The sequence below is a fragment of the Bradyrhizobium sp. CCBAU 45394 genome, assembly GCF_028128655.1.
Lineage (GTDB): Bacteria > Pseudomonadota > Alphaproteobacteria > Rhizobiales > Xanthobacteraceae > Bradyrhizobium > Bradyrhizobium diazoefficiens.
Genome location: NZ_LBIX01000170.1, coordinates 169,704 through 192,119, shown reverse-complemented (window position 1 = coordinate 192,119; position 22,416 = coordinate 169,704). Strand labels below are relative to the sequence as shown.

The following is a 22,416-nucleotide window of genomic DNA, read 5'->3' as shown; positions in this document are numbered from 1 at the left end:
TGGGGCTTGACTGCCGTGGGCGTTTAACACGGAAGCCCCGCCTGCGGAACGCGACATTGGCATGACGGGGCTCTACGAAAGTCGCATGTCCCCAATGGATTGGCGTCGTCCCGCTCAGGCCGCCGCGATGGCGCCCTTGAGCTGGTCCCGAACCTGGCCCGCAATGGCGCGGTAGATCGCCGCATGGGGGCCGTCCGGCTCGCTGTCGACGACGGGATTGCCGGCGTCCGAGGTAGCGCGAATCGCCATGTGCAGCGGGATCTCGCCCAGGAACGGGACTCCGAGCTTCTCGGCCTCGTGGCGCGCCCCGCCATGGCCGAAGATGTCGGATTTCGTGCCGCAATGCGGGCACTGGAAGTAGCTCATGTTCTCGACGATGCCGAGCACGGGCACGTTGACCTTGCGGAACATCGCAAGCCCCCGCCGCGCGTCGATCAGCGACAGGTCCTGCGGGGTCGAGACGATCACGGCGCCCTTCAGCGGCACGTTCTGCGCCAGCGTCAGCTGGGCATCGCCGGTGCCCGGCGGCATGTCGACGACGAGCACGTCGAGGCTACCCCATGCGACGTCGCGCAGCATCTGCGTGACCGCCGACATCACCATCGGACCGCGCCAGATCATCGCGGTCTCTTCCTCCACCAGGAAGCCAATCGACATGATCGCGAGGCCGAAGCGCCGGAGCGGAATCATCTTGCGCTCGCCATCCAGCTCCGGCTTGTCGCGCAGGCCCGTCAGCCGCGGCACCGAGGGGCCGTAGATGTCGGCATCCAGAAGCCCGACCTTGAGGCCGAGATCCCGCAGGCCCAGCGCCAGATTGAGCGCGGTGGTGGACTTGCCGACGCCGCCCTTGCCCGAGGCGACCGCGATCACGGCGGCGACGCCCGGAATCTCCGATTGCCGCGCCATCGGCGACCCACCGCCCTGCGGCGGCTTGTGGGCATGGACCGGCTGCACGCCCGGCGTGCCGCGGCTTGGCGTGGGCGGCGGCGGAGGTGCAGAGCCCGGCTTGCGCTCGGCGGTCAGCGCCACCATCACGGTGGTGGCGCCGGGAATGGCGCGCACGGCGGCCTCGGCCTCGGCCCGGACGGCCTCCCAGGCCCGCGCCTCCGCGGCATCGACATTGATCGAGAAGAACACCTTGCCGTCCGAGGCGCTGATCGCGCTCAGCACATTGGCATTGGGAAGCGCGACCCCGCGCGGCGATTTGATCCGGGCGAGGCTGTCGAGAACCTGTTGCTGCGTCACGCTCAAAGCGCATCTCCTTGAGTCCAGGATGTGCCCCATTAGAGCGGAAACGCCCAAAAGGCTACTGCCTGCCGATATCGTCAGCCATCTCGGCGGGCGCCGCCCCCTGCTCCAGGGCAGCCTCGTAATTCAGCTCGATCATCACCCCGTTGGGGTCGTGCACGAAGATCTGCCAGAGGTCGCCGCCGGGCACCTGGCGGGAGTCGAATTTCATCCCTTTGGACGTCAGCCGCTGCTTCATGCCGTCAAAACCGCGGCTGACGAAGGCGACGTGGTGGACAACGCCGGAATCCGGCTTTTGTGGCTCCGAGGTCGGAGAAATATCGACGAGGTGCACCACCGGCTTGCCCTCGCTGTACATCCAGGCACCCGGGAAGGCGAAATTCGGCCGGGCGCCTTTTTCCAGGCCCAGCACATCCTCGTAGAAGCGCACCGTCTCGGCCAGATTACGGGTCCGGATGTTGAAATGATCGAGGACGCCAACGCTCACGCCGCCCATGCTTTCGCTCCCTTTTTTTGAAGTCCTTTAGTCCCGCCATCCTAGCACAGGGGGCCGCCAAACGAAGCCGTTGCCCTCTGCCCTCAAGGGTTTATGGTGCGCCCCGATCCGCCCTCACGGCGGAACCCGGCGCGCCCCGCCCGGCAAGAACCGTAAAACCCAAACTACGGACAAGGTACCACACATGGCTAAAGTCGCTTTCCTCGGTCTCGGCGTGATGGGCTTCCCCATGGCCGGACACCTCGTGAAAAAAGGGGGCCATGAGGTCACCGTCTACAACCGCACCGCGGCCAAGGCGAAGGAATGGGCGGACAAGTTCGGCGGCAAGACCGCGGCGACCCCGAAGGCCGCCGCCGAGGGCCAGGATTTCGTGATGTGCTGCGTCGGCAACGACAATGACCTGCGCGCGGTCACGATCGGCTCCGACGGTGCCTTCGCCGGCATGAAGAAGGGTGCGACTTTCGTCGACCACACCACCGCCTCCGCCGAAGTCGCGCGCGAGCTCGACGCGGCCGCCACCAAGGCCGGCTTCAAGTTCATCGACGCCCCGGTCTCCGGCGGCCAGGCCGGTGCCGAGAACGGCGTGCTGACGGTGATGTGCGGCGGCGCCGAGGACGCCTATGCCGGCGCTGAGCCGGTGATCTCGGGCGCCTATGCGCGGATGTGCAAACTGCTCGGGCCCGCCGGCTCCGGCCAGCTGACCAAGATGGTCAACCAGATCTGCATCGCCGGCCTCGTGCAAGGCCTCTCCGAGGGTATTCACTTCGCCAAGAAGAGTGGCCTCGACGTCGCCGCGGTAATCGAGACCATCTCCAAGGGGGCGGCGCAGTCGTGGCAGATGGAGAACCGCTACAAGACCATGAACGAGGGCAAGTACGATTTCGGCTTCGCGGTCGAATGGATGCGCAAGGACCTATCGATCTCGCTGGCCGAAGCCCGCCGCAACGGCGCCACCCTGCCGGTGACAGCGCTGGTCGACCAGTTCTACGCCGAAGTCGAGAAGATGGGCGGCAAGCGTTGGGATACGTCCAGCCTGCTCGCGCGCCTCAACCGCTGACGCCTGACCATCTGAAACGACCTTGCTGATCGCGATCGCCGCCATCTTCATCCTCGCCTATGCGGCGATCGCGCTCGAACACCCGCTTCGCGTCAACAAGAGCGCCTCCGCGCTGCTCGGTGCGGGCCTGCTCTGGAGTGTCTACGCGATCGCGACGGGCGACCACGCGCTGGTCGGCCGCCAGCTCGACGAGTCCGTCGGCTCCACCGCGCAGATCGTTTTCTTCCTGATCGGCGCCATGACCATCGTCGAGGTGATCGACGCCCATGACGGTTTCGAGGTCATCACCTCGCTGATCCGCACCACGAGCCAGGTGGCGCTGATCTGGCTGATCGGCTTCGTGACGTTCTTCCTGAGCGCGATCCTGGACAATCTGACGACCACCATCGTCATGATCTCGCTAATCCAGAAGCTGATCGCCCGTCGCGACGACCGCCTGCTGTTCGCCTCCCTCATCGTCATTGCCGCCAATGCCGGCGGCGCCTGGACCGTGATCGGCGACGTCACCACGACCATGCTCTGGATCGGCGGGCAGATCTCGCCGCTGAGGATCATGAGTGCGGTGTTCCTGCCCTCGCTCCTCAATCTGCTCGTGCCGCTCGCCTTCATCAGCTTCTCGCTCAAGGGCAAGACCATCGCGCCGCCGTCGAAGGACACCGGGCTGCTGGCTGTCGACCGGTTCGAGCGCAACCTGATGTTCTATCTCGGGCTCGGCACCCTGATCGCGGTGCCGGTGTTCAAGGCGGTGACGCATCTGGCGCCCTTCATGGGCATCCTGTTCGGGCTCGGCGTGCTCTGGCTGGTCGGCGAGATCGTGCACCGGCACAAGGACGAGCATGTGCGCCAGCCCCTCACGCTGGTGCATGCGCTGGGACGGATCGACATGACCTCGATCGTGTTCTTCGTCGGCATCCTGCTCGCGGTCGCCTGCCTCGACCATGCCGGCCTGCTCTCGATGCTGGCCAAATGGCTCGACGCCACGCTCGGCCGACAGGACGTCATCGTCGTCGTGCTCGGCCTGCTCAGCGCCATCATCGACAACGTGCCGCTGGTCGCCGCGACCATGGGCATGTACGACCTCGCGCATTATCCGCCGGACAGCTTCATCTGGGAGTTCATCGCCTATTGCGCCGGCACCGGCGGCTCGATCCTGATCATCGGCTCGGCCGCGGGCGTTGCCGCGATGGGGCTCGAGCGGATCGAGTTCCTCTGGTACGCCCGCCGCATCGCCGGCCCCGCGCTCGCCGGCTATCTGGCGGGTGCGGTGGTGTACATCGCGCAGCACGCGGCGCTGCATTGAGCGGTTCGGACCGGCTCCAGATTAACGCCCGGTTAACGTAATTCTTTAGCTCCTTAAGTCAGCTCTTAAGGATTTCTTGCCAGAGATAGACAATGCAGAAGGCCCGCGTCCGGCGTGGGCAGGAATCGTGTTGCTTGATGAGTAACCCCGCTGAAAAGCCTGAGGTTGTCCAGCTTCCGGCCGAGCCGGTAAGCGCTCCATCGGCGAGCAGCCGAAGGGCTGCGGCGCAGCGGGTGCGCGAGGCGCGCGATAAGTTAACGTCGACCAGTGGAACCCGGCCGGCTTTTGACGCCGAGATGCTGCGCCAATATGCCCAGACGCGGCTGTCGGCCTCCTATGTCGTGATGCTGCTGGTGGTTGCGACCGGCGTGCTGTTCGGACTGTGGATGCAGCCGATCCCGGCCGCGGCCTGGACCGCCGGCATGCTCTGCATCCACGGCGCGATGATCCGCAGCTGCCGCCGGTTCCTGACCGAGCCCGCCTCGCCCGCCGCGACGCGCGCGTGGCGAACACGCTTCGTCGTGCTCGACCTGCTCTACGGCCTGTGCTGGATGGCGATCCTGATCCATCCCGTGCTCGACATGGTCACGGAAACGCTGATGATGTTCCTGATGCTGCTGGTGATCGCAGTATCGAGCATGCTCGCCGCCAATCTGCCGATCGCCGCCCTTGCCGCCACCGCACCGGTCGCAGTCGCCATGGCGCTGAGCTTTGCGGTGACCGGCTCGCTGGACAATTACATCCTGGCCGCACTCGCGCTCGCCGCCGAAGGCTATTTCGTGCTGCTGGCGCATCGCCTGCATTCCTCGACCTTCGCCACGCTCGAGGCGCGCGCCGAGAAGGACGCGCTGATCGGCGAACTCGAGCAGGCCAAGGCGATCTCGGACGAAGCGCGCCACCGCGCCGAATCCGCCAATGTCGCCAAGTCGCGCTTCCTCGCGCAGATGAGCCACGAGCTGCGCACGCCGCTGAACGCGATCCTCGGCTTCTCCGAGGTGATGAAGAGCGAGATTTTTGGCGCGCATGCCGTGCCGGTCTACAAGGAGTACTCGGCGGACATCCATAATTCCGGCGTGCACCTGCTCAACCTCATCAACGAGATTCTCGATCTGTCCCGGATCGAGGCCGGCCGTTACGAGCTGAACGAGGAAGCCGTGTCGCTGGTCGGCATCGTCGCCGACTGCCACCATCTGATGAAGCTGCGCGCTTCCAGCCGCGGCATCACCATCCACGAGGTATTCGAGCAGGCCATGCCGCGGCTTTGGGCCGACGAGCGCGCGATCCGCCAGGTCGTGCTCAACCTGCTCTCCAACTCGATCAAGTTCACGCCGCAGGGCGGCGAGATCTGGCTCAAGGCCGGCTGGACAGCTTCGGGCGGACAATATCTCTCGGTGAGGGATACCGGCTCCGGCATCCCCGAGGACGAGATTCCGGTCGTGCTCGCTTCCTTCGGCCAGGGCTCCAACTCGATCAAGTCGGCCGAACAGGGCGCAGGGCTGGGCCTGCCGATCGCAAAGAACCTGATCGACCTGCATGGCGGCACGTTCACGCTGAAATCGAAGCTGCGCATCGGCACCGAGGTGATCGTCACCTTCCCGCCGGAGCGCGTGATGAGCGCGCTGGCGCCGCTGTCAGATGATTCTCCGCCGCTCCAGCCGGAGGGCTCCCTCGCGCCTGACGAGAAGCGCCGGCCGCGCCACAAGCCGATCATGAGCGCAGGCACGGGCTCTTAACGATATGCTTGCAGAAATGCCCGACCATCCCTCACTATGCCGAAATGAGCAAAGAAACGCCGTGCGTCGCCGTCTGCATGATCGATCCCAAGACCAAGCTGTGCTTCGGCTGCGGCCGCACCTTGCCGGAGATCGCGCGCTGGCACGCCATGGAAAGCGCGGAACGGCTCTCGGTCATGGCGCTGCTGCCGGCACGCATGGCGGAAGCTGGACTTGCGCCGATCGCGGGATCGCGGAAACACGCCTGACCGGCCGGCGCGCATATGGAGGTGCGCAATGATCCGCTTCCTGCTCGTTCTCGTCATGCTTGCCGGCACCGCCGGTGCCGTCGTCGCCTATGGCGATCCCGATCAGATCGCGCGCGCGAGCAACAAGGTCTCGCACATCTTCCGCACCCAGACCGTCACACCGGCACCCGCCGTGCAGATCCAGCGCGGCCAGGGCGGTGAATTCGCGCTGCGCGCGAAGATCAACGGCGTCGCCGCACCGATGGTGATCGACACCGGTGCGACCTCCGTGGTGCTGACCTGGGAAACCGCAAAGGCGATCGGGCTGCCGCTCGAGATGCTCGAATATGACGTCGATCTCGAAACCGCGGGCGGCCACACCAAGGCGGCCCGGCTCACGCTCGACCGTCTTGCCGTCGGCCACCTCGTCGAGAAATCGGTGCCGGCCCTCGTCGTGCAGCGCGGGCAGATGAAGACCAATCTGCTCGGCATGAGCTTCCTCGACCGCCTGGAGAGCTGGGGCGTGCGCGCCGACAAGCTGATGCTCACCGGCTATCCGGAGCTCCAGGGCAGCCCCCGCCGCGCGCGGATGGCGGTCGACTAGAGCGCCGACGCGAGCCCCCGCTCGCCAGCCGACAGGCTCGATCGCGCGGGCTGTGACCCATCCAGACCACGACTTCAGTTGGCGCACCGCGAAAGCGCCGCGGCGTGGCATTTGCGCTATTTACAAACCGCCTAGTCGGTTTATAACAATCGCAGTCCCGGATCGGGGTTGGACAGGCGCTGCTCCCGAAGGGACGCGGCCAAGTGGGAGATTGTGATTGATGACTGCAAGAGCCGCGTTACGCCGCACGATGTGCGCCCTGCCCTTTGCGGCTGTGTTCGCCGCAGGCAGCGCCTGCGCTGCCGACCTGTCGCCGCGCTATGCAGCGCCCGCATCCGCCTATACGGCACCGCAGCCGGTGTATTCGTGGACGGGCCTCTATGCGGGCTTCAACGCCGGCTATGCCGAGAGCGGCGACGACGCCTTCAACAATCTCGCTGGCGCGACTGGCGGCAAGGTCAAGGGCGCCGTCGGCGGCGTGCAGATCGGCTACAACTACCAGCTCTCGCCGATGTTCGTGGTCGGCATCGAGAACGACTTCGAAGGCGGAGACATCAAGAACCACGACGCGCTCAACAGCGCCGCGGTCAGCCTGCCCTGGTACATGACCGGCCGCGCCCGCGCCGGCATCGCGACGATGGATTCACGCCTGCTGTTCTTCGGGACCGCCGGCCTTGCCGCCGGCGAATTCAAGGACGGTCCGATCAACAGGATGAAGATGGGCTGGACAGCGGGTGGCGGCGTCGAATGGGCGTTCCTGCCGAAATGGTCGGCCAAGGCCGAATATCTCTACACCGAGTTCAAGCACGACGACCTGCCGGACTGGAACGCCGCGAAATTCCACACCTTCCGCGTCGGCGTGAATTATCACTTCGACCTGTTACGTTGAGGCCGATCGACGAAGAGCCGGATGTTGCGATCCGGCTCTTCACGTCGCGGCAGTCAGGCGGCCGCCTCCGCCGGCGCACGCACACCGACGCGCGCGATCGCATCGCGCAGCACCTCGAGACCGGCGCCCGGCTTTACCCCCTGCTCGGCAAGATGGCGGCGGAAGGCCCGCGCGCCGGGCACGGCGTGGAATGCACCGACGAAATGCCGTGTGATGGCGTGCAGCCGCGTACCGCGCGCGAGCTGCGCCTCGATATAGGGCATCATCGCTTCGAGCGCGTCCTGCATGGTCGCATGCGGCGCCGCCTCGCCGAAGATATCGGAATCGACGGAGAGCAGCCGCCATGGCTCCTGATAGGCGGCGCGGCCGAGCATCACGCCATCGACGTGTTCGAGATGCGCCTTCGCCTCGTCGATGCCTGGGATGCCGCCATTGATGATGACGGGCACATCGGGCATCGCGCGCTTGAGCCGATAGACGCGCTCGTAGTCGAGCGGCGGAATATCGCGGTTCTCCTTCGGTGACAGGCCGTTGAGCCAGGCTTTCCGGGCATGCACGATCAGCGCATCGCAGCCCGCTGCGACCACCGCGCGCGCGAGCGTATCGAGCGCCACCTCCGGGTCCTGGGCGTCGATCCCGATGCGGCACTTCACCGTGACGGGCGCCGCAACTGCGCGCTTCATCGCATCGACGCACCTCGCCACCAGCTCCGGCTCCGCCATGAGACAGGCGCCAAAGCGGCCATCCTTCACGCGATCGGACGGACAGCCGACATTGAGATTGATCTCGTCATAGCCGAACGCCTCGCCGATGCGCGCGGCCTGCGCGAGCTCGCGCGGATCCGAGCCGCCAAGCTGAAGCGCCACCGGATTTTCGCACGCATCGAACCCGAGCAGCCGCTCCCGGTCGCCATGAATGACGGCGCCGGTGGTCAGCATCTCCGTATAGAGCAGCGCCCGCCGCGTGAGATGACGGTGGAACACCCGACAATGCCGGTCGGTCCAATCCATCATGGGGGCGACGGAAAATTTCCAGCGCAAGTCATTCATTTCATTTATCTATTCTGTCTCCACCCAATCCCATAACGGATTGGACCGATTGGGAAATCCAGCGCGACCCACCTTTGATATATTTTGCTTCTTTCCAGAATCATATCCCCCGTTGGAAGCCAAAACGCCCAATCTGCATTCTCGGTGCACACATTGTGCACACGAAAGCCCGAGTGCACACGAACGGCGGCGTTCACTCAGTCGCCTCGGAAAATTGGCGCTTTGTCGCTGGAGCCATTCCTCTCTCCATTCTCACCGCAACACGAGCGACACAAAGAAAACGCCAAGAGCGACGCACATTCAACCGAAACCAAGAAGCAGCTTTGGCAAGGAAATCAGCGTTGATCCAACGCTACGAGGGGTACGTCAGATGCGCCACAACGTGAGCGCAATTCAGGAAATGCCTCAATAGAGCGTGAGGGACATGGGACCGACGGGAAATAGCTCTCTACTCGGCACGTAAGAGAATGCCGTGCCCGAGGGACACGGCAAGTTTCAGGGAGGGTGAACCGGAAGACTCCCGGTGCATACGTGAGGCATGGCCTCGGCCGAGCGTCCGCCGGGGCGCGATCGAAAAAAGTCAACGGCCGTGCGCGGCCGCGGTCACCATTTCAACGCGGCCGTGCGCACTGGATGATCCCAGAGCGCTGTGGTCTCAGTGTCGAGCAGGCTTACGGTGAGCGAACACCCGGCCATGTCCAGCGAGGTGACGAAGCTGCCGACCAGCGAGCGGGCAATGCGCAGCCCACGCTTCTCGAGCATCCGGCGCGCCGCATTGTACATCAGATAGAGCTCGATCGTCGGCGTTCCGCCAAATCCGTTGACGAGCAAGAGGGCTTCGGCCCCGTCGCGCGCGTTGAGATCCTGCGCGATCGCCGTCGTCATCTCGTCCGCGATCGCGTCGGCCCGCTCCAGTTTGACCCGGCGACGTCCGGGTTCACCGTGAATGCCGACACCAACCTCCATCTCGTCCTCGCCGAGCGAGAACGTCGGCGTGCCTGCGGCAGGCACCGTGCAGCTCGTCAGCGCCACCCCCATCGAGCGCGTGCGCGCGTTGACGCGCTCGCCGAGCGCAACGCAGCCCTCAAGATCGGCGCCCTTTTCGGCGGCCGCGCCGACGATCTTCTCGACGATCAGCGTGCCGGCCACACCGCGGCGCCCGATGCTGTGTGTCGAGTTCTCGACCGCGACGTCATCATCCGTCACGATGGTGGCCGCGCGGCCCTCGGCGATCTCGGCTGCCATCTCGAAGTTCATGCGGTCGCCCGCGTAATTCTTCACGATGAACAGCACGCCGGCATCCCCCGCAACCGCCTGGGCGGCCTCGACGATCTGGTCCGGTGTTGGCGACGTGAAGACCTGTCCCGGACAGGCGGCGTCGAGCATGCCATAGCCGACGAAGCCGGCATGCAGCGGCTCATGCCCGCTGCCGCCACCTGAAACGAGTGCAACCTTCTTCGGGTTCAACTCACGGCGCCGCACGAATTTCCGTTCCGGCCCCAGCGCGACGAGATCGGCATGCGCGGCCGCAAGTCCGTCGAGGCTCTCCGCAAGCACGCCGTCGACCGAATTGATGAACTTCTTCATTGTCTCCTCCCCGCTTCTTCCCTTTGGCCTCACGCCTTATTTTTCCCGCATGATGGCAATCAAGCGCCGCGCAAATTCCTGGAGCAGCGCATCGAGCTCGGCGTTCCGCTTCGCACTGCCGAGATCTGGCAAATGCAGCGTCAAGGTCCGCTCATGCGATCCTTCGGTCAGTCGGCCGATCCGGCGCGGATGCGCGCGTGCATAGGCGCGAAGAAAGGCGGCCTTCGCCTGCGGAGGGAAGTGGCAGACATCGAAGATCGTATTGAGATGTTGCACGGGTATCGGCACCGGATAGGCGGGATTGCTGATTTGGCTGACGAAGCTGCGGTTCTTCCCAATGGCATGCGCCAGACGCAGCCGCATGCCCGAGGGGCGGCTCTCCAGCACTTCCTTGAAGATGCGCTTGTAAACTGCAACAGCGCCGGCTTCTGCCGGCTCATCGATCGCCGTGTCAGCCAAGGCCCCCTCCGCTGCTCAGCCGGTCGATCGTCTGCTTGATCTGCGCGAGCGCCGATGCATTCACAGATAGCTCGCGCAAGCCGCAATTCAGCAATGCGGGGAGGCAGCGCGGATCGCTCGCCATGTCGCCGCACAGACTGACGCTGATCGCGGCGCGCCGCCCATACTCGGCGGTCCGCGCAATCAATTCGAGCACCGCCGGATGCAGCGGGTCCATCAAGGGGGCGAGCGCTCCATTGGAACGATCGCAGGCAAGGACATATTGCGCGAGATCGTTCGAGCCGATCGAGAAGAAGGCGGCCTTGAAGCTCGTAACAGCCAGGGCCGCCGCCGGGACTTCGACCATGATTCCCAGCTCGGGAAGCATCGCGGCAATGCCGTCGGCCTGCAAGCGCTGCACGGCATCGGCGAACAGCTTCCGCCCCGCCTCGAGCTCGTCCGCCGATGTGACCATCGGAAACATAACCTTGAGGTTTCCGCGCACGGCGACCCGTGCCAGCGCGCGGAGCTGAATGGCAAAGATCTCGGGCCGGGCCAGGCAAAGCCGCAAGCCCCGAACTCCGAGGAAGGGATTGGATTCGCCCTCCAGCGTAAAGCCGGCGACCGGCTTGTCGCCGCCCGCGTCAAACGTGCGAATGGTGACCGGGCGCCGGTCGGCCCAACGCAGCACCGCATCGTAAGCCTGAAACTGTGTCTCCTCATCGGGCAAACCGCCCCTCTCCGTCAGCAGAAACTCGGTGCGCATCAGGCCGATCCCATCGGCATATTGCGCGTCGGGATGATCGAGGTCGTCGACGCGCTGGATGTTGATAAACAGCTTGATCCGCTCGCCGCGCCATGATGCGGTGGGCCGCCGCAGGATCGCACGGGCGGACGCCCTGCTCTTGCGATGGCTTTCGCGCCGCTTCTCGAACAGGCGAACCTGCTCCGCGCTGGGATCGAGCTCGAGCGTCGCGCCTTCACCATCGAGCAGCGCGGTGGCTCCGACGTCCGGAATGGCGCCAAGCTGCACGACCATGGGAATGCCCCGCGCGCGCGCCAGCATCGCGACGTGGCTCGTGGGACTGCCACGCAAGAGCGCCAGACCGCCGCCGCCGGACCAGTCGATCTCCAGGAATCGCGAGGGCGGCAGATCGTCGGCGCAGACGACGGCGCCGCTCGGAATCTCCAGCGCCGGGCCCCCATCGCCCCGCAAAATGTTGATCACGCGGTCGCGCAGGTCCGCAAGGTCCGAAGAGCGCGCCTTCAAATATTCGTCCGCGGCTGAATTGTAGTCCGCGATCTGCGCGTCGAGCGCCGAACGCCATACGACATCCGCCGGATCGCCATCGCCTATCGATGCGAAGATCGCTTGGATGAAATCCTCATCCTCCAGCAGCGCGACCTGGAATTCGAGAATCTGTGCAGCCTCGCCGCCGGCGATCCTGGCGAGATCCGCGATCTGCCCGCTTGCCGCGTCAATTGCAGCGCGAAGGGCAAGCGCTTCTTCAGCCAGGTTGCCCGCGACACGCTCGCCGTTCGTAGCGGCGTCGACCCGGACGAACGGACCATGGGCAAAGCCGATCGAGGCGGTTCTGCCGCGGTAGGCAAGTCCTGTCGCGCCACCCTGCATGCTGCTAAGCCCCGTCCGGAAAATCGGTTGCGATCAGGACGACCAGCGCCGCAACGGCGGCTTCCGCGTCACTGCCGGACGCCTTGATCTCGATCGTGCTGCCGTGGGCCGCACGCATCGCCATGATCTTGACCACGCTCTTGGCATTGATCCACTCGGCCGCGCCTGCGACCCGCACGGCAATCTGGGCCTGGAACTTCTTGGCGAGCTTGGTCAGCTTGACCGCGGGGCGCGCGTGCATGCCAACCGCGTGCACCAGCCGCACATTTCCGGTGAAAATCTGTCCGTCCGCTTTGTCCAGCATGCTCATCTTCCATCATCGCTTCGCCGACGCGTCAGTCGGCTGAGAGTTCCTCGGCCACGGCCTTGACCTGGGCCAGTGAGCTGCCGCCTGCGGCCTCGGTTGCCGCCATCACGGCGCCCTCGACGATCGGCGCGTTGCATACGACAACGAGATCGCGCCGCGTAGGCTCCAGCATCTCGACCGCCATTTCGCTGTTGGTTTCGGCACCGCCGAGGTCGACGAGGATTGCGACGCCCTTGGCAGACCAGGCATCATTAATGGCGTCGATGATCAGGGAGACGCTGGTGCCCAATCCGCCGTCGGGATTGCCGCCGCAAAAAGCCACCTTGACCTCGCTGCCGACCATCTGCCGCACCATGTCGGCGGTGCCCTTGGCGATGTCCTTCGAATGCGAGACGATCACGATACCCACAGTGTCGGTCATTGTTGTCCCTCCAGGCTCGCGCAGACCGCTTGCACTAGAACGCAACTCGAGCGGGCGCCGGGATCGACGTGTCCAATGCTGCGCGATCCAAGGAATGACGCCCGCCCCTTGGTGGCCTGCATCGGCGCGGTCCGCTCGACCGCCTCGGCAGCGGTGGTCCGGACGCGCGCGATCAGATCCGGCTGGCCGGCCGCCGTCTTCAGCGTCTCCAGGACGGGAACAAGCACGTCGAGCATCGTCTTCTCGCCGGCCTGCGAACGGCCACGCGCGCTGACTGCATTCACACCGCTGCCGAAAACGTCCGCGAGGTCGTCCGGCAAGTGTTTGTCGTGCGAGAGCGCTTCGCCGGCGGCGAGGAAGAAGCTCCCGTAAAGCGGCCCGGACGCGCCGCCGACAGTCATCACCAGGGTCTTGCCGATCATCTTCAGCGCCTCGTCGAGCGGTTGCGCGGAGATTACATCGAGCTTGCCCAGAACCGCTTCGAATCCGCGCTTCATGTTGATTCCGTGGTCACCATCGCCGATCGCCTGATCCAGGCTTGTCAGCTCCGGCGCACTGGCGATGACCTGCTCTGCGGCCACCTTGATCAACGACTTGAACGTCCCGGGTTGCAGCGACATCGACTTGATCCTCTAGTGAATCATCGCGGGGATGCGTCGCCCCGCGCGATCGAAACAGAGCGGATGTACCAGGTGCAATTCGACCTCCTGACCCGCCTCTAGCGGCTGCTGATGCGGATCCGCAAGCGTCACCAGCATTTCGCCCTTATAGTCCAGGTGAACGTGATTCTGCTCGCCGAGGTGCTCGACCCGGTGGACGCGGCCGACCATCCGTCCGCCATTGCGCGCACCGACCTTCAGATGCTCGGTACGGATGCCGACGGTCTCCGTTTCCGGCGGCACCGACACGTCCGACAAGAGACGTGCCGGAAGGAAATTGATCTGCGGCGTGCCGAGACGCGAGGCGACATAGGGGCTGGAGGGGCTTTCGTAGATCTCCCGCGGCGTGCCGAGCTGAAGGAGTTGGCCATCCCTGATCACGCCGATCCGGGAGGCCATGGTCATAGCCTCGACCTGGTCGTGGGTCACGTAAAGGATAGTCGCGCCAAGCTCGATCTGGATCCGCTTGAGCTCCAGACGCAGCTCCGACCGGAGCTTCGCATCCAGCGATGAGAGCGGCTCGTCCATCAGGTAGATCGAAGGATCGCGGACCAGTGCGCGGCCGATGGCGACCCGCTGCATCTCACCACCGGACAGGCGGGTGGCACGATTGTTCAGCTTGCTTGCGATATGCAACAGCTCCGCCGTCTGTTCAACGCGCTTGCGGATGACGGGCTCGGGCACGCGCCGCGCGGGCGAGCGCAGCGGGAACGCCAGGTTGTCATAGACCGTGAGATGCGGATACAGCGAGTACTGCTGGAAGACGAAGGCGATATCGCGGGATCCCGGCGGATCATGCGTGACGTCGCGGCCGTCGATCATGACTGAGCCGGCGTCGGGAGTCTCGAGCCCGGTGATCAGCCGCAGCGTCGTGGTCTTGCCAGCGCCACTCGGTCCTAGCAGGACCAGGAATTCCCCGTCATTGATCGCCAGCGAGAGCTCGCGCACCGCCTCTATTGTGCCGAAGCGCTTGCTGATGTTGCGCAGAATGACGTCAGCCATGGCGCGGGCTCCCCTCATTGGCGGTCCGGATCGCAAGGCCGCTGCCGACATCGAACAGCGCCAGCCGTTCGGAGTGGAATTCGAGACCCACCGTCTCGCCGATCCGTACTGACGCGCTCGAGGGCAACCGCGCCGCGACACGGCCATGCGCGGTGTCGACGGTGACGATCTGCGTGGTGCCTAGATATTCCGCGCCGAACACCTCGCCGCGAACGGGCGCCGTGTCGGTGAAGCGGATATGCTCCGGACGCACCCCGAGCGCCAGCGGTGCGCTCGCGCGATCCTCGCGGATCTCTGGGATCGAGACATTGACACTGTGAAAGGCGACGGCCCGATCGCCGGAGCGTAAGCCCGCCTCAAAGCGCAAAAAGTTCATGGGCGGCGAGCCGATAAAGTCAGCCACGAACATGCTCGCGGGCCGGTCATAGACCTCCTGCGGCGAGCCGATCTGCTCGACGCGTCCCTTGTTCATAACGGCGATCTGATCCGCCATCGACATCGCCTCGAGCTGGTCATGCGTCACGTAGACCGTGGTCGCACCGATGCGATCGTGCAGGTCGCGAAGCTCGCCACACATCAGATGACGAAACTCGGCATCGAGCGCCCCCAACGGCTCGTCCATCAGAAAGGCCTTCGGCCGCCTGACCATGGCGCGCCCAAGCGCGACGCGCTGGCGGTCGCCGCCCGACAGTTTCGATGTCTTGCTCGACAAGAGATGCTCGATTCGCAGCAGCCGCGCCGTCTCCTGCACCCGCGCGCGGATGTCGTGCCGGCCCATGCCCTGGCACTTCAGGGGAAAGCTGATGTTCTCCGCAACATTCATGTGCGGATAAAGCGCGAAGAGCTGGAAGACGAAGGCGATATCGCGGGCCGCCGCACGACGGAACGTCACGTCCTCGCCATCGAGAAGGATCTTGCCCTCGGTCGGCAATTCGAGGCCCGCGATCATGCGCAACGTAGTCGTCTTGCCACACCCGGACGGACCCAGCATGGCAAAGAAGGTGCCGTCGTCGATGGTGAAGTTCGAGCCTTCCACGGCCGTGAACTGATCGAACGACTTGCGCAGATTTTCGACGCGGATCTGTGCCATGCTGCCGCCCTATTCCGGAAAATGGCTGACGATGACGTAGCCGAGCGTGCCGGCGAGGATCGTCATGAAGGAATAGCTGTAGAGATCGATCGACCAGGGCTGCACCAGCATGATGATGCCGCCCCCGATCAGGATCATCGCGCCGGTCTCCCACGGCCCGCGACGGAACCAGCGGGACATTCCACTCCCTTTGGCAACCACAGAACCGCTCATTTTCGCACAGCTCCGAAGGTGATGCCGCGCAACAGGTGCTTGCGCAACAACACGGTGAACAGGACGATTGGAACGACGAACAGCGTGGTCGCGGCAGCGACGGCCGGCCAGTCCTGCCCGCCCTCGCCGATGATGAAGGGAATGAAGGGCGGCATGGTCTGCGCCTCGCCGCTGGTCAGCAGAACCGCGAAGGCATATTCGTTCCACGAGAAGATCAGACAGAAGATTGCGGTTGCCGCGATTCCCGTGACGGCCTGCGGCAACACGACCTTGCGCAACGCCTGCAGCCGCGTGTAGCCGTCGACAAGAGCGGCCTCCTCGTATTCGCGCGGGATCTCATCGATGAACCCCTTGAGCAGCCAGACCGCGAGCGAGACGTTCACGGCGGTGTAGAGCAGGATCATGCCGAGCCTGGTGTCGGTCAGGTTGAGCTGCCGGTACATCAGATAGATTGGGATCGCGACTGCGACCGGCGGCATCATGCGCGTCGACAGGATGAAGAACAGCAGGTCGTCCGCCAGCGGAATCCGGAAGCGCGAGAAGGCGTAGGCCGCGAGGGTGCCGAGAAAGACGGCCAGGAACGTCGAGCCGAACCCGATGATCAGCGAGTTGACGAAGCGCGGCACGACCTTCGATGGTCCGGCAATGACCATGTCCCGCTGGCGCACGAGCTTGTCGTACCACGTCTCCGGCGGCGGCAGCTTGGCGATGAAGTCCGGCATCTGGCGGGTGCGCACGGTGAAAAGGTTCACATAGCCTTCGAGGGTCGGCTCGAAGAGCACCTTGGGCGGATAGGCGATGGCGTCGCTCTGCGACTTGAATGCGGTAGCGACGATCCAGAGTAGCGGCAGGATCGTGATCACGGCATAGAGAATGACGAGGCCACCTGCCACGGCCTTCGAACGCGGCGAGGCTTCGACGATGGAATGAGCGGTGGACTTGGCCAGGACTGATTTGGCGAGTGCAGCGGTCATCGTTGCTTCACCTTGTTGAGCGCTTTGACGTAGATGTTGGCGGCACCGAACACGGTCACGAACAGGATGATGGCGAGCGCAGAGGAATAGCCGGTGCGCCATTTCTCGAATGCCGCGCGCTTCAGCGTGATCGACACGAGCTCCGTGGTCGATCCCGGGCCTCCCGACGTCAGGAGGTTGACCATGTCGAACATCTTGAAGTTCTCGATCGCGCGGAACAGCACGGCGAGCATCAGGAACGGCACCGTCATCGGCAGCGTGATCGACCAGAATTGCCGCCAGGGCGAGGCGCGATCGACTTCGGCCGCCTCATAGATGTAGTCGGGAATGGAGCGCAGCCCGGCGAGGCAGATCAGCATGACGTAAGGCGCCCACATCCAGGTGTCGACCAGCACGATGGTCCAGGGCGCGAGCGAGACCTGCCCGGTCATGCTGAACGAGCTCGGCGGCACCCCCGTGAACAGGCTGATCACGTAGTTGAACGGGCCGATCTGCGGCTGCAGCAGCAGCGTCCAGAAGTTGCCGACCACCGCAGGCGACAACATCATCGGCAGCAGGATGATCGTGGTCCAGAAGCTGTGACCGCGAAACTGGCGGTTGATCAACAGCGCCAGGCCATACCCGATGACCACCTGTAGTGCCACCGACCAGATCACGAATTGCGCGGTGGTCTGGAGCCGGAACCAGACGTCCTCGTCGGTGAGGATGTCGGTGAAATTGTCGAGCCCGACGAACCGCAGCGGAAGATAGGACATGCTGAGGTTGAGGCTGGTGAAGGACAGCCGGATCATCCACACCAGCGGAAAGATGTTGATCGCCAGCAACAGCGCGATCGTCGGCGCAACGAACAGCCACGCAATGGTGCGGTCCGACAAGCCGCGGACTCGCCGCGTGGCGCGAGATTTGGCGGGCTCGCTCATGCCGGCAATCGTAGCATCATCAGGTTGAAGGATCGTCGTCATCTGGTCCATCGGCTGGCTGGTTCGGTTTCCCCGGGATGCACCCCGGGGAAACCGGTTCAGTTGATGCGAGTGCCGTGTCTATTGCGACGCGACCTGCTTGCCCTGCTCCTTGAAGACCTTGGTCCAATCCTTGACCAGGAGATCGAGCGCCTGCTGCGCGGTGCCCTTGTCGGCGACGACGTAGTCATGCACACGCTTCTGCATGTCGAGCAGCAGTTGCGCGTAGGACGGCTCGGCCCAGAAGTCCTTGACGATGCCCATCGACTCCAGGAATTGCGGCGCGAACGCCGCGCTCTTCGGGAAGTCGGGCGCATCGACCACCGCCTTCAGCGCCGAGTAGCCGCCGAGCTGCCACCATTTCTGCTGCACGGCGGGCTGCGCGAACCATTTGATGTAGGCGAGCGCGTCGTCCTTGTGCTCGGAAGTCGCGACCACCGAGATGCCCTGTCCGCCGAGCTGGGTGAAGTGTCCATTGGGGCCGGCCGGGTTGACGAAGAAGCCGATCTTGTCGCCGCCGACATTCGGATCCTTGTAGAGGCCGGGGAAGAAGGCGAACCAGTTCATCTGCATCGCCACCTGGCCGGACTTGAAGGCGTCGAGCCCCTCCTGCATGTAGGCATTGGTCATGCCCGGCGCGGTGCAGCACTTGTAGAGCTCCTTGTAGAACTCAAGCCCCTTGGCCGCGTCGGCCGAATTGACGACGCCCTGCATCTGATACGGCTTCTTTGGATTGTCGTAGCTGAAGCCGTAATTGTAGAGCACATTGGTCACGCCCATGGTGATGCCCTCCGAGCCGCGCTCGGTGAAGATGTAGGCGCCATAGACTTTCTTGCCGTCGATCTCGCGGCCCTGGAAGAACTCCGCGATCTGCTTCAACTCGTCGTAGGTTTTCGGCGGCGCCAGGTCGCGGCCGCACTTGGCCTTGAACGCGGACTGAATTTCAGGCCGGGAGAACCAATCCTTGCGGTAGGTCCAGCCCACAGCATCGGCCATGGCCGGCAACGCCCAATAGTTCGGCGAGTTCTTCGGCCACTGCGAATAGCCCACGACCGTCGCCGGGACGAAGTCGTCCATCGAAATCTTCTCCTTGTCGAAGAAATCGTTGAGCTTGACGTACCACTTGTTCTCGGCGGCTCCGCCGATCCACTGGCTGTCGCCGATGATCAGGTCGCAGAGCTTGCCGTGGGAATTGAGTTCGTTGAGGAAGCGATCGGCATAGCTCGTCCATGGGACGAACTCGTACTTCATCTCGATGCCGGATTGCTTGGTGAAGTCCTTGCCGAGCTCGACCAGCGCGTTGGCCGGATCCCATGCCGCCCAGCACAGTGTGAGCTGCTTGTTCTGTGCTGCGGCTTCGCTTGTACCAAGTGCCCCCAGCAGCACGACCCCGAGCACCGCGGTCGCCGCTGAGCCGTCTAGCCATTTAGATCTTCGCATATCCGTTTCCTCTCTCGTTGAAGCATCTGACCGCTCAGCGCGCGCCCTGCCGGAGCGACGCCAAGACCCTGAAACCGAGTTTGAGGAGCGATGGGTAAGGAACGAGACAGCCGTTTCCGGAAGCGGTCCGGAAGGGTTGGGCTCCTCCCACACATCAACTCGATGCGTGATGTTTAGTCTTTTATACTACTAAACGTATTACTAAACGCGCGAGATCGTCAAGCCGATTTCTGGAGGACACCGAAAAGATTCACGATCTCCGGAAAATATACCGCAATGCAACAGATCGCGCGCCATCCTTTGACCGGAGGGCAGAAGCTTAGCTCGACAAACATGTTTACTATTTTCATTTTTACTGAACGTCTAAATGCGCTACGGCGAGCGAGAGCGGCGCGCCGTGCGAATTTGAATTAAGACTGGCCCGCGAAAGAACCAAGGTGGGGCGGCTGGACCGAGCAGTCGCCGGGAGCGAATGATCCTTGACCGAAAACGAACACTCGCCTCGACAGCGCGTGACCATCTTGCGAACGGAATCTTAGGCTGGCGTAGAAGCTCGAGGGCCATAGTAGCGAGGGCGCCTCGACCCCCGACACCAACTTTCCTTACCCTTACGCTGAAACAGCAGCCCCTATCCACTGGCGACACCGGCTGGCTCGCCCGTCATACCAACAAACGAGATTGGCCTCTCGGTCGCTGGTGAATGCACTGCTCTCGTCGATTCGACCGCGTTGAGCCCCGACGCCCAAATCACGACGCAGACCTACCGCGCAGCTTTGCCATTGCTAGATTTTTCTTGATCTCCCGGTGCACACGTCGTGCACACGCCGCCTTCTAACCGATTGAAAAAGTTGCACTCTCGCTCCAATCCATTATGGGGAAGTTTGAGCTAAGTCCGGCAATTAACACCCGGCCTAGAGTTGGTTGACGACAACTTCGTCAAAGCCGCGATCCTCAAGGCGACGTTCGGTCTGCCTAACGCGTTCGGACGGAAGGAATCGATTATCCCCATTGGTGCGAGCTCGACCACGACCGATCGGCATGTGGCGGCATCGCGCCTTTGTTCTCGCGGACCGGATCGTTGCGCTTTCGGATCGCGCGGCGCTTCAAGACCGCAGCGCCCACCCATAAGGGTACATGTCGAAGCAGATTGCCGTCACGCCGCGACTTCGATCGGTGGCCGCGCGCCGGTCATGAAGGCGACCGCATCCGACATCGTATAGGCCTTGGGATCGATCACTGTGAGCCGCCGACCGAGCCGATGGATATGGATGCGATCGGCGATCTCGAACACGTGCGGCATGTTGTGGCTGATGAGGATGACCGAAACACCTCGCCTTCGCACATCGAGGATCAGTTCCAGCACACGACGCGATTCCTTGACCCCGAGTGCCGCAGTCGGCTCGTCCATGATCACGACGCGCGAGCCGAAAGCCGCAGCCCTTGCCACCGCGACGCCCTGGCGCTGACCGCCTGACAATGTCTCTACGCGCTGGTTGATGCTCTGCACAGTCATAAGACCAAGCTCGGTGAGCTTCTCGCGAGCGATGCGCTGCATGGCGTTGCGATCGAGCATGCGGCAGATCGTGCCGAGCGGACCCGCCCGGCGCAATTCGCGGCCGAGGAACATGTTGTCGGCGATCGACAGGCTCGGCGACAGTGCAAGCGTTTGATAGACCGTCTCAATGCCGGCGGCCTGAGCGTCGAGTGGCGAACGGAACGCGACCGGCTTGCCGGCGAGCCTGATCTCGCCGGCGTCCGGAACGAGTGCGCCCGAGAGCGCGCGGATCAGCGATGACTTTCCGGCACCATTGTCTCCGATCACAGCCAGGATTTCGCCCGGATAGAGATCAAAGTCGGCCTGATCGAGCGCCGTCACGCGGCCATAGCGCTTGTTCAAGCCGCGTGCCTGCAGCAGCGGTGTTGCCCCGGGAACGTTCGGTCCTGCGCTCATGCTGACACCTTGCGAATCCATTGATCGAGCGCCACCGCGGTGATGATCAGCCAGCCGACGGCGAATTCCTGCCAGAGTACGTCGACATCGGACAAGGCAAGCCCGTTGCGGAATACGCCAACGATGAGGGCGCCGATCAGCGTACCGATAATCGAACCACGCCCGCCGAACAGGCTGGCACCACCGACGACCACCGCCGTGATGCTGTCCAAATTGGCCGTCTGGCCGGCCTGCGGGCTGATCGACCCGATGCGCCCGATCAATGCCCACGCACCGAGCGCGCAAATCACGCCGGCGATCACATAGACGCTGAAGAGGATGCGGTCGGTTCGGATGCCGGCAAGCCGCGCTGCGTCGGGATCGTCGCCCACCGCATAGAGATGGCGCCCGAAGGCTGTGCGATTCAGCACGAACCAGATAAATGCCACGAGTCCGAGCATGAAGAATGAGCCGTAAGTGAAACGTGCGCCACGGATGTTCACCGGCGTCCCCAATGCCTGCAGCAGCGGGGCGATTTTCGCGACCTCCTGCGAACGGATGGTCTCGGACGCCGAATACCAAAGATTGAGCGCGAAGAAGATCGACCATGTCCCAAGCGTGACGATGAAGGGCGGCAGCTTGAGCCGGGTCACGAGCGCACCGTTGAGCACGCCACAGCCGGCACCCGCGGCGACGCCGACAACCAGCGCGGCCGGAGCTGGCAGCCCCATGGTGACCGCGAGCTTGCCCATGATCACGGAGCACAGCACCATGATGGCCCCAACCGACAAATCAATTCCAGCTGCGATCACGATCAACGTCTGCGCCGCCCCGATCACGCCAATGATCGTAACCTGCTGGGTGATCAGCGACAGGTTGAACATCGAGAGAAAACGCGGGCCGACGGTGATGCCGAACACGGCAACACTGAGCAGGAGCACAATTGCCGGCACGGCCGTCGGATTGGCGTGCAGGAAGTGCTGAAGCTTCTGCAGCGGCGATCTTGCACGGACTTCGAATTCGGCCACGCGGCTCTCGCCCTTGTCGAGCACAAGCTCGAAGGCCTGGGCAACCGGGCGGCTACTGTCGATATCAGTCATGGCCGTTTTCCTCGTCGCATGTGGAGACCTGCCAATCTCGGGCGAGCTTCGCCGGCGGTA

The 22,416-nt window shown here is 63.9% G+C and carries 23 protein-coding genes; 6 read left to right on the top strand and 17 right to left on the bottom strand.

Features of this window, described 5'->3' with window-relative positions:
* Positions 1-114: 114 nt before the first annotated feature.
* Together WN73_RS27830 and WN73_RS27825 are read right to left on the bottom strand one after the other, a co-directional pair.
* Positions 115-1,251, bottom strand: coding sequence for an Mrp/NBP35 family ATP-binding protein (locus tag WN73_RS27830; protein WP_028170828.1), 1,137 nt, complete (start codon positions 1,249-1,251; stop codon positions 115-117).
* 55 nt (positions 1,252-1,306) lie between these two features.
* A complete protein-coding gene (locus WN73_RS27825; RefSeq protein ID WP_011086522.1) occupies positions 1,307-1,744 on the bottom strand; it encodes a VOC family protein in 438 nt (145 codons plus the stop codon).
* A 184-nt stretch (positions 1,745-1,928) separates the two neighbouring features.
* Between WN73_RS27825 and WN73_RS27820 the strand changes: the two genes are divergently transcribed.
* From WN73_RS27820 to WN73_RS27795, 6 genes are all read left to right on the top strand, one after another.
* Positions 1,929-2,801: an NAD(P)-dependent oxidoreductase gene (locus WN73_RS27820; RefSeq protein ID WP_271555534.1), complete on the top strand. Its 873-nt coding sequence runs from the start codon at positions 1,929-1,931 to the stop codon at positions 2,799-2,801.
* Between the two features lie 22 nt (positions 2,802-2,823).
* Positions 2,824-4,101: a sodium:proton antiporter NhaD gene (gene nhaD, locus WN73_RS27815; protein WP_271555532.1), complete on the top strand. Its 1,278-nt coding sequence runs from the start codon at positions 2,824-2,826 to the stop codon at positions 4,099-4,101.
* A gap of 137 nt (positions 4,102-4,238) precedes the next feature.
* The gene (locus WN73_RS27810; protein ID WP_038966223.1) at positions 4,239-5,834 is read left to right on the top strand and encodes a sensor histidine kinase; all 1,596 of its coding nucleotides are present in this window, start codon (positions 4,239-4,241) and stop codon (positions 5,832-5,834) included.
* A gap of 44 nt (positions 5,835-5,878) precedes the next feature.
* Positions 5,879-6,082 carry a DUF1289 domain-containing protein gene (locus tag WN73_RS27805; protein ID WP_011086518.1) on the top strand — a complete coding sequence of 68 codons (204 nt, stop codon included), beginning with the start codon at positions 5,879-5,881 and terminating at the stop codon, positions 6,080-6,082.
* Positions 6,083-6,110: 28 nt separating this feature from the next.
* The gene (locus WN73_RS27800; RefSeq protein WP_028170824.1) at positions 6,111-6,665 is read left to right on the top strand and encodes a TIGR02281 family clan AA aspartic protease; all 555 of its coding nucleotides are present in this window, start codon (positions 6,111-6,113) and stop codon (positions 6,663-6,665) included.
* 220 nt (positions 6,666-6,885) lie between these two features.
* Complete coding sequence (locus WN73_RS27795; protein ID WP_271555527.1) at positions 6,886-7,554, top strand: outer membrane protein; 669 nt, start codon at positions 6,886-6,888, stop codon at positions 7,552-7,554.
* 53 nt (positions 7,555-7,607) lie between these two features.
* On the opposite strand, the gene dusA is transcribed toward WN73_RS27795, so the two are convergent.
* The 15 genes from dusA to WN73_RS27720 form a co-directional block, all read right to left on the bottom strand.
* Positions 7,608-8,603, bottom strand: a complete 996-nt coding sequence (dusA, locus tag WN73_RS27790; RefSeq protein WP_271555524.1) for a tRNA dihydrouridine(20/20a) synthase DusA — start codon at positions 8,601-8,603, stop codon at positions 7,608-7,610.
* Between the two features lie 603 nt (positions 8,604-9,206).
* A complete protein-coding gene (dhaK, locus tag WN73_RS27785; RefSeq protein WP_271555522.1) occupies positions 9,207-10,190 on the bottom strand; it encodes a dihydroxyacetone kinase subunit DhaK in 984 nt (327 codons plus the stop codon).
* A gap of 36 nt (positions 10,191-10,226) precedes the next feature.
* On the bottom strand, positions 10,227-10,553 hold the full coding sequence (locus tag WN73_RS27780; protein WP_442868824.1) for a hypothetical protein: 327 nt from the start codon (positions 10,551-10,553) through the stop codon (positions 10,227-10,229).
* 88 nt (positions 10,554-10,641) lie between these two features.
* A complete protein-coding gene (gene ptsP / locus WN73_RS27775; RefSeq protein WP_271555519.1) occupies positions 10,642-12,261 on the bottom strand; it encodes a phosphoenolpyruvate--protein phosphotransferase in 1,620 nt (539 codons plus the stop codon).
* Between the two features lie 4 nt (positions 12,262-12,265).
* On the bottom strand, positions 12,266-12,565 hold the full coding sequence (locus WN73_RS27770; RefSeq protein WP_442870130.1) for an HPr family phosphocarrier protein: 300 nt from the start codon (positions 12,563-12,565) through the stop codon (positions 12,266-12,268).
* A gap of 31 nt (positions 12,566-12,596) precedes the next feature.
* On the bottom strand, positions 12,597-12,989 hold the full coding sequence (dhaM, locus tag WN73_RS27765; RefSeq protein WP_271555515.1) for a dihydroxyacetone kinase phosphoryl donor subunit DhaM: 393 nt from the start codon (positions 12,987-12,989) through the stop codon (positions 12,597-12,599).
* Positions 12,986-13,609: a dihydroxyacetone kinase subunit DhaL gene (gene dhaL / locus WN73_RS27760; protein ID WP_271555513.1), complete on the bottom strand. Its 624-nt coding sequence runs from the start codon at positions 13,607-13,609 to the stop codon at positions 12,986-12,988. The genes dhaM and dhaL overlap by 4 nt, the downstream gene beginning before the upstream one ends.
* A 12-nt stretch (positions 13,610-13,621) precedes the next feature.
* Entirely contained in the window at positions 13,622-14,650 is a 1,029-nt protein-coding gene (locus tag WN73_RS27755) for an ABC transporter ATP-binding protein (protein ID WP_271555511.1), read from the bottom strand.
* Positions 14,643-15,740, bottom strand: coding sequence for an ABC transporter ATP-binding protein (locus WN73_RS27750; RefSeq protein ID WP_271555509.1), 1,098 nt, complete (start codon positions 15,738-15,740; stop codon positions 14,643-14,645). The genes WN73_RS27755 and WN73_RS27750 overlap by 8 nt, the downstream gene beginning before the upstream one ends.
* Positions 15,741-15,749: 9 nt before the next feature.
* A complete protein-coding gene (locus tag WN73_RS27745; RefSeq protein ID WP_271555507.1) occupies positions 15,750-15,953 on the bottom strand; it encodes a hypothetical protein in 204 nt (67 codons plus the stop codon).
* The gene (locus WN73_RS27740; RefSeq protein ID WP_271555505.1) at positions 15,950-16,927 is read right to left on the bottom strand and encodes a carbohydrate ABC transporter permease; all 978 of its coding nucleotides are present in this window, start codon (positions 16,925-16,927) and stop codon (positions 15,950-15,952) included. Before WN73_RS27740 ends, WN73_RS27745 begins: the two co-directional genes overlap by 4 nt.
* The gene (locus tag WN73_RS27735; RefSeq protein WP_271555587.1) at positions 16,924-17,847 is read right to left on the bottom strand and encodes a carbohydrate ABC transporter permease; all 924 of its coding nucleotides are present in this window, start codon (positions 17,845-17,847) and stop codon (positions 16,924-16,926) included. Before WN73_RS27735 ends, WN73_RS27740 begins: the two co-directional genes overlap by 4 nt.
* A 120-nt stretch (positions 17,848-17,967) precedes the next feature.
* Positions 17,968-19,326: an ABC transporter substrate-binding protein gene (locus tag WN73_RS27730; RefSeq protein ID WP_271555503.1), complete on the bottom strand. Its 1,359-nt coding sequence runs from the start codon at positions 19,324-19,326 to the stop codon at positions 17,968-17,970.
* Between the two features lie 1,153 nt (positions 19,327-20,479).
* Positions 20,480-21,277, bottom strand: a complete 798-nt coding sequence (locus tag WN73_RS27725) for an ATP-binding cassette domain-containing protein (protein WP_271555501.1) — start codon at positions 21,275-21,277, stop codon at positions 20,480-20,482.
* Positions 21,274-22,356 carry an ABC transporter permease gene (locus WN73_RS27720; RefSeq protein ID WP_271555499.1) on the bottom strand — a complete coding sequence of 361 codons (1,083 nt, stop codon included), beginning with the start codon at positions 22,354-22,356 and terminating at the stop codon, positions 21,274-21,276. The genes WN73_RS27725 and WN73_RS27720 overlap by 4 nt, the downstream gene beginning before the upstream one ends.
* Positions 22,357-22,416 lie beyond the last annotated feature (60 nt).

What these genes read in the sequence shown, in the direction of transcription:
- WN73_RS27725 (WP_271555501.1), bottom strand. Translation starts at nt 21,277, where the DNA reads ATGAGCGCAGGACCGAACGTTCCCGGGGCAACACCGCTGCTGCAGGCA.
- WN73_RS27745 (WP_271555507.1), bottom strand. Translation starts at nt 15,953, where the DNA reads ATGAGCGGTTCTGTGGTTGCCAAAGGGAGTGGAATGTCCCGCTGGTTC.
- dusA (WP_271555524.1), bottom strand. Translation starts at nt 8,603, where the DNA reads ATGAATGACTTGCGCTGGAAATTTTCCGTCGCCCCCATGATGGATTGG.
- WN73_RS27735 (WP_271555587.1), bottom strand. Translation starts at nt 17,847, where the DNA reads ATGAGCGAGCCCGCCAAATCTCGCGCCACGCGGCGAGTCCGCGGCTTG.
- WN73_RS27800 (WP_028170824.1), top strand. Translation starts at nt 6,111, where the DNA reads ATGATCCGCTTCCTGCTCGTTCTCGTCATGCTTGCCGGCACCGCCGGT.
- WN73_RS27740 (WP_271555505.1), bottom strand. Translation starts at nt 16,927, where the DNA reads ATGACCGCTGCACTCGCCAAATCAGTCCTGGCCAAGTCCACCGCTCAT.
- WN73_RS27770 (WP_442870130.1), bottom strand. Translation starts at nt 12,565, where the DNA reads ATGCTGGACAAAGCGGACGGACAGATTTTCACCGGAAATGTGCGGCTG.
- WN73_RS27795 (WP_271555527.1), top strand. Translation starts at nt 6,886, where the DNA reads ATGACTGCAAGAGCCGCGTTACGCCGCACGATGTGCGCCCTGCCCTTT.
- dhaL (WP_271555513.1), bottom strand. Translation starts at nt 13,609, where the DNA reads ATGTCGCTGCAACCCGGGACGTTCAAGTCGTTGATCAAGGTGGCCGCA.
- ptsP (WP_271555519.1), bottom strand. Translation starts at nt 12,261, where the DNA reads ATGCAGGGTGGCGCGACAGGACTTGCCTACCGCGGCAGAACCGCCTCG.
- WN73_RS27825 (WP_011086522.1), bottom strand. Translation starts at nt 1,744, where the DNA reads ATGGGCGGCGTGAGCGTTGGCGTCCTCGATCATTTCAACATCCGGACC.
- WN73_RS27720 (WP_271555499.1), bottom strand. Translation starts at nt 22,356, where the DNA reads ATGACTGATATCGACAGTAGCCGCCCGGTTGCCCAGGCCTTCGAGCTT.
- WN73_RS27730 (WP_271555503.1), bottom strand. Translation starts at nt 19,326, where the DNA reads ATGCGAAGATCTAAATGGCTAGACGGCTCAGCGGCGACCGCGGTGCTC.
- WN73_RS27820 (WP_271555534.1), top strand. Translation starts at nt 1,929, where the DNA reads ATGGCTAAAGTCGCTTTCCTCGGTCTCGGCGTGATGGGCTTCCCCATG.
- WN73_RS27750 (WP_271555509.1), bottom strand. Translation starts at nt 15,740, where the DNA reads ATGGCACAGATCCGCGTCGAAAATCTGCGCAAGTCGTTCGATCAGTTC.
- WN73_RS27755 (WP_271555511.1), bottom strand. Translation starts at nt 14,650, where the DNA reads ATGGCTGACGTCATTCTGCGCAACATCAGCAAGCGCTTCGGCACAATA.
- dhaM (WP_271555515.1), bottom strand. Translation starts at nt 12,989, where the DNA reads ATGACCGACACTGTGGGTATCGTGATCGTCTCGCATTCGAAGGACATC.
- WN73_RS27805 (WP_011086518.1), top strand. Translation starts at nt 5,879, where the DNA reads ATGAGCAAAGAAACGCCGTGCGTCGCCGTCTGCATGATCGATCCCAAG.
- WN73_RS27780 (WP_442868824.1), bottom strand. Translation starts at nt 10,553, where the DNA reads ATGCGGCTGCGTCTGGCGCATGCCATTGGGAAGAACCGCAGCTTCGTC.
- dhaK (WP_271555522.1), bottom strand. Translation starts at nt 10,190, where the DNA reads ATGAAGAAGTTCATCAATTCGGTCGACGGCGTGCTTGCGGAGAGCCTC.
- WN73_RS27810 (WP_038966223.1), top strand. Translation starts at nt 4,239, where the DNA reads ATGAGTAACCCCGCTGAAAAGCCTGAGGTTGTCCAGCTTCCGGCCGAG.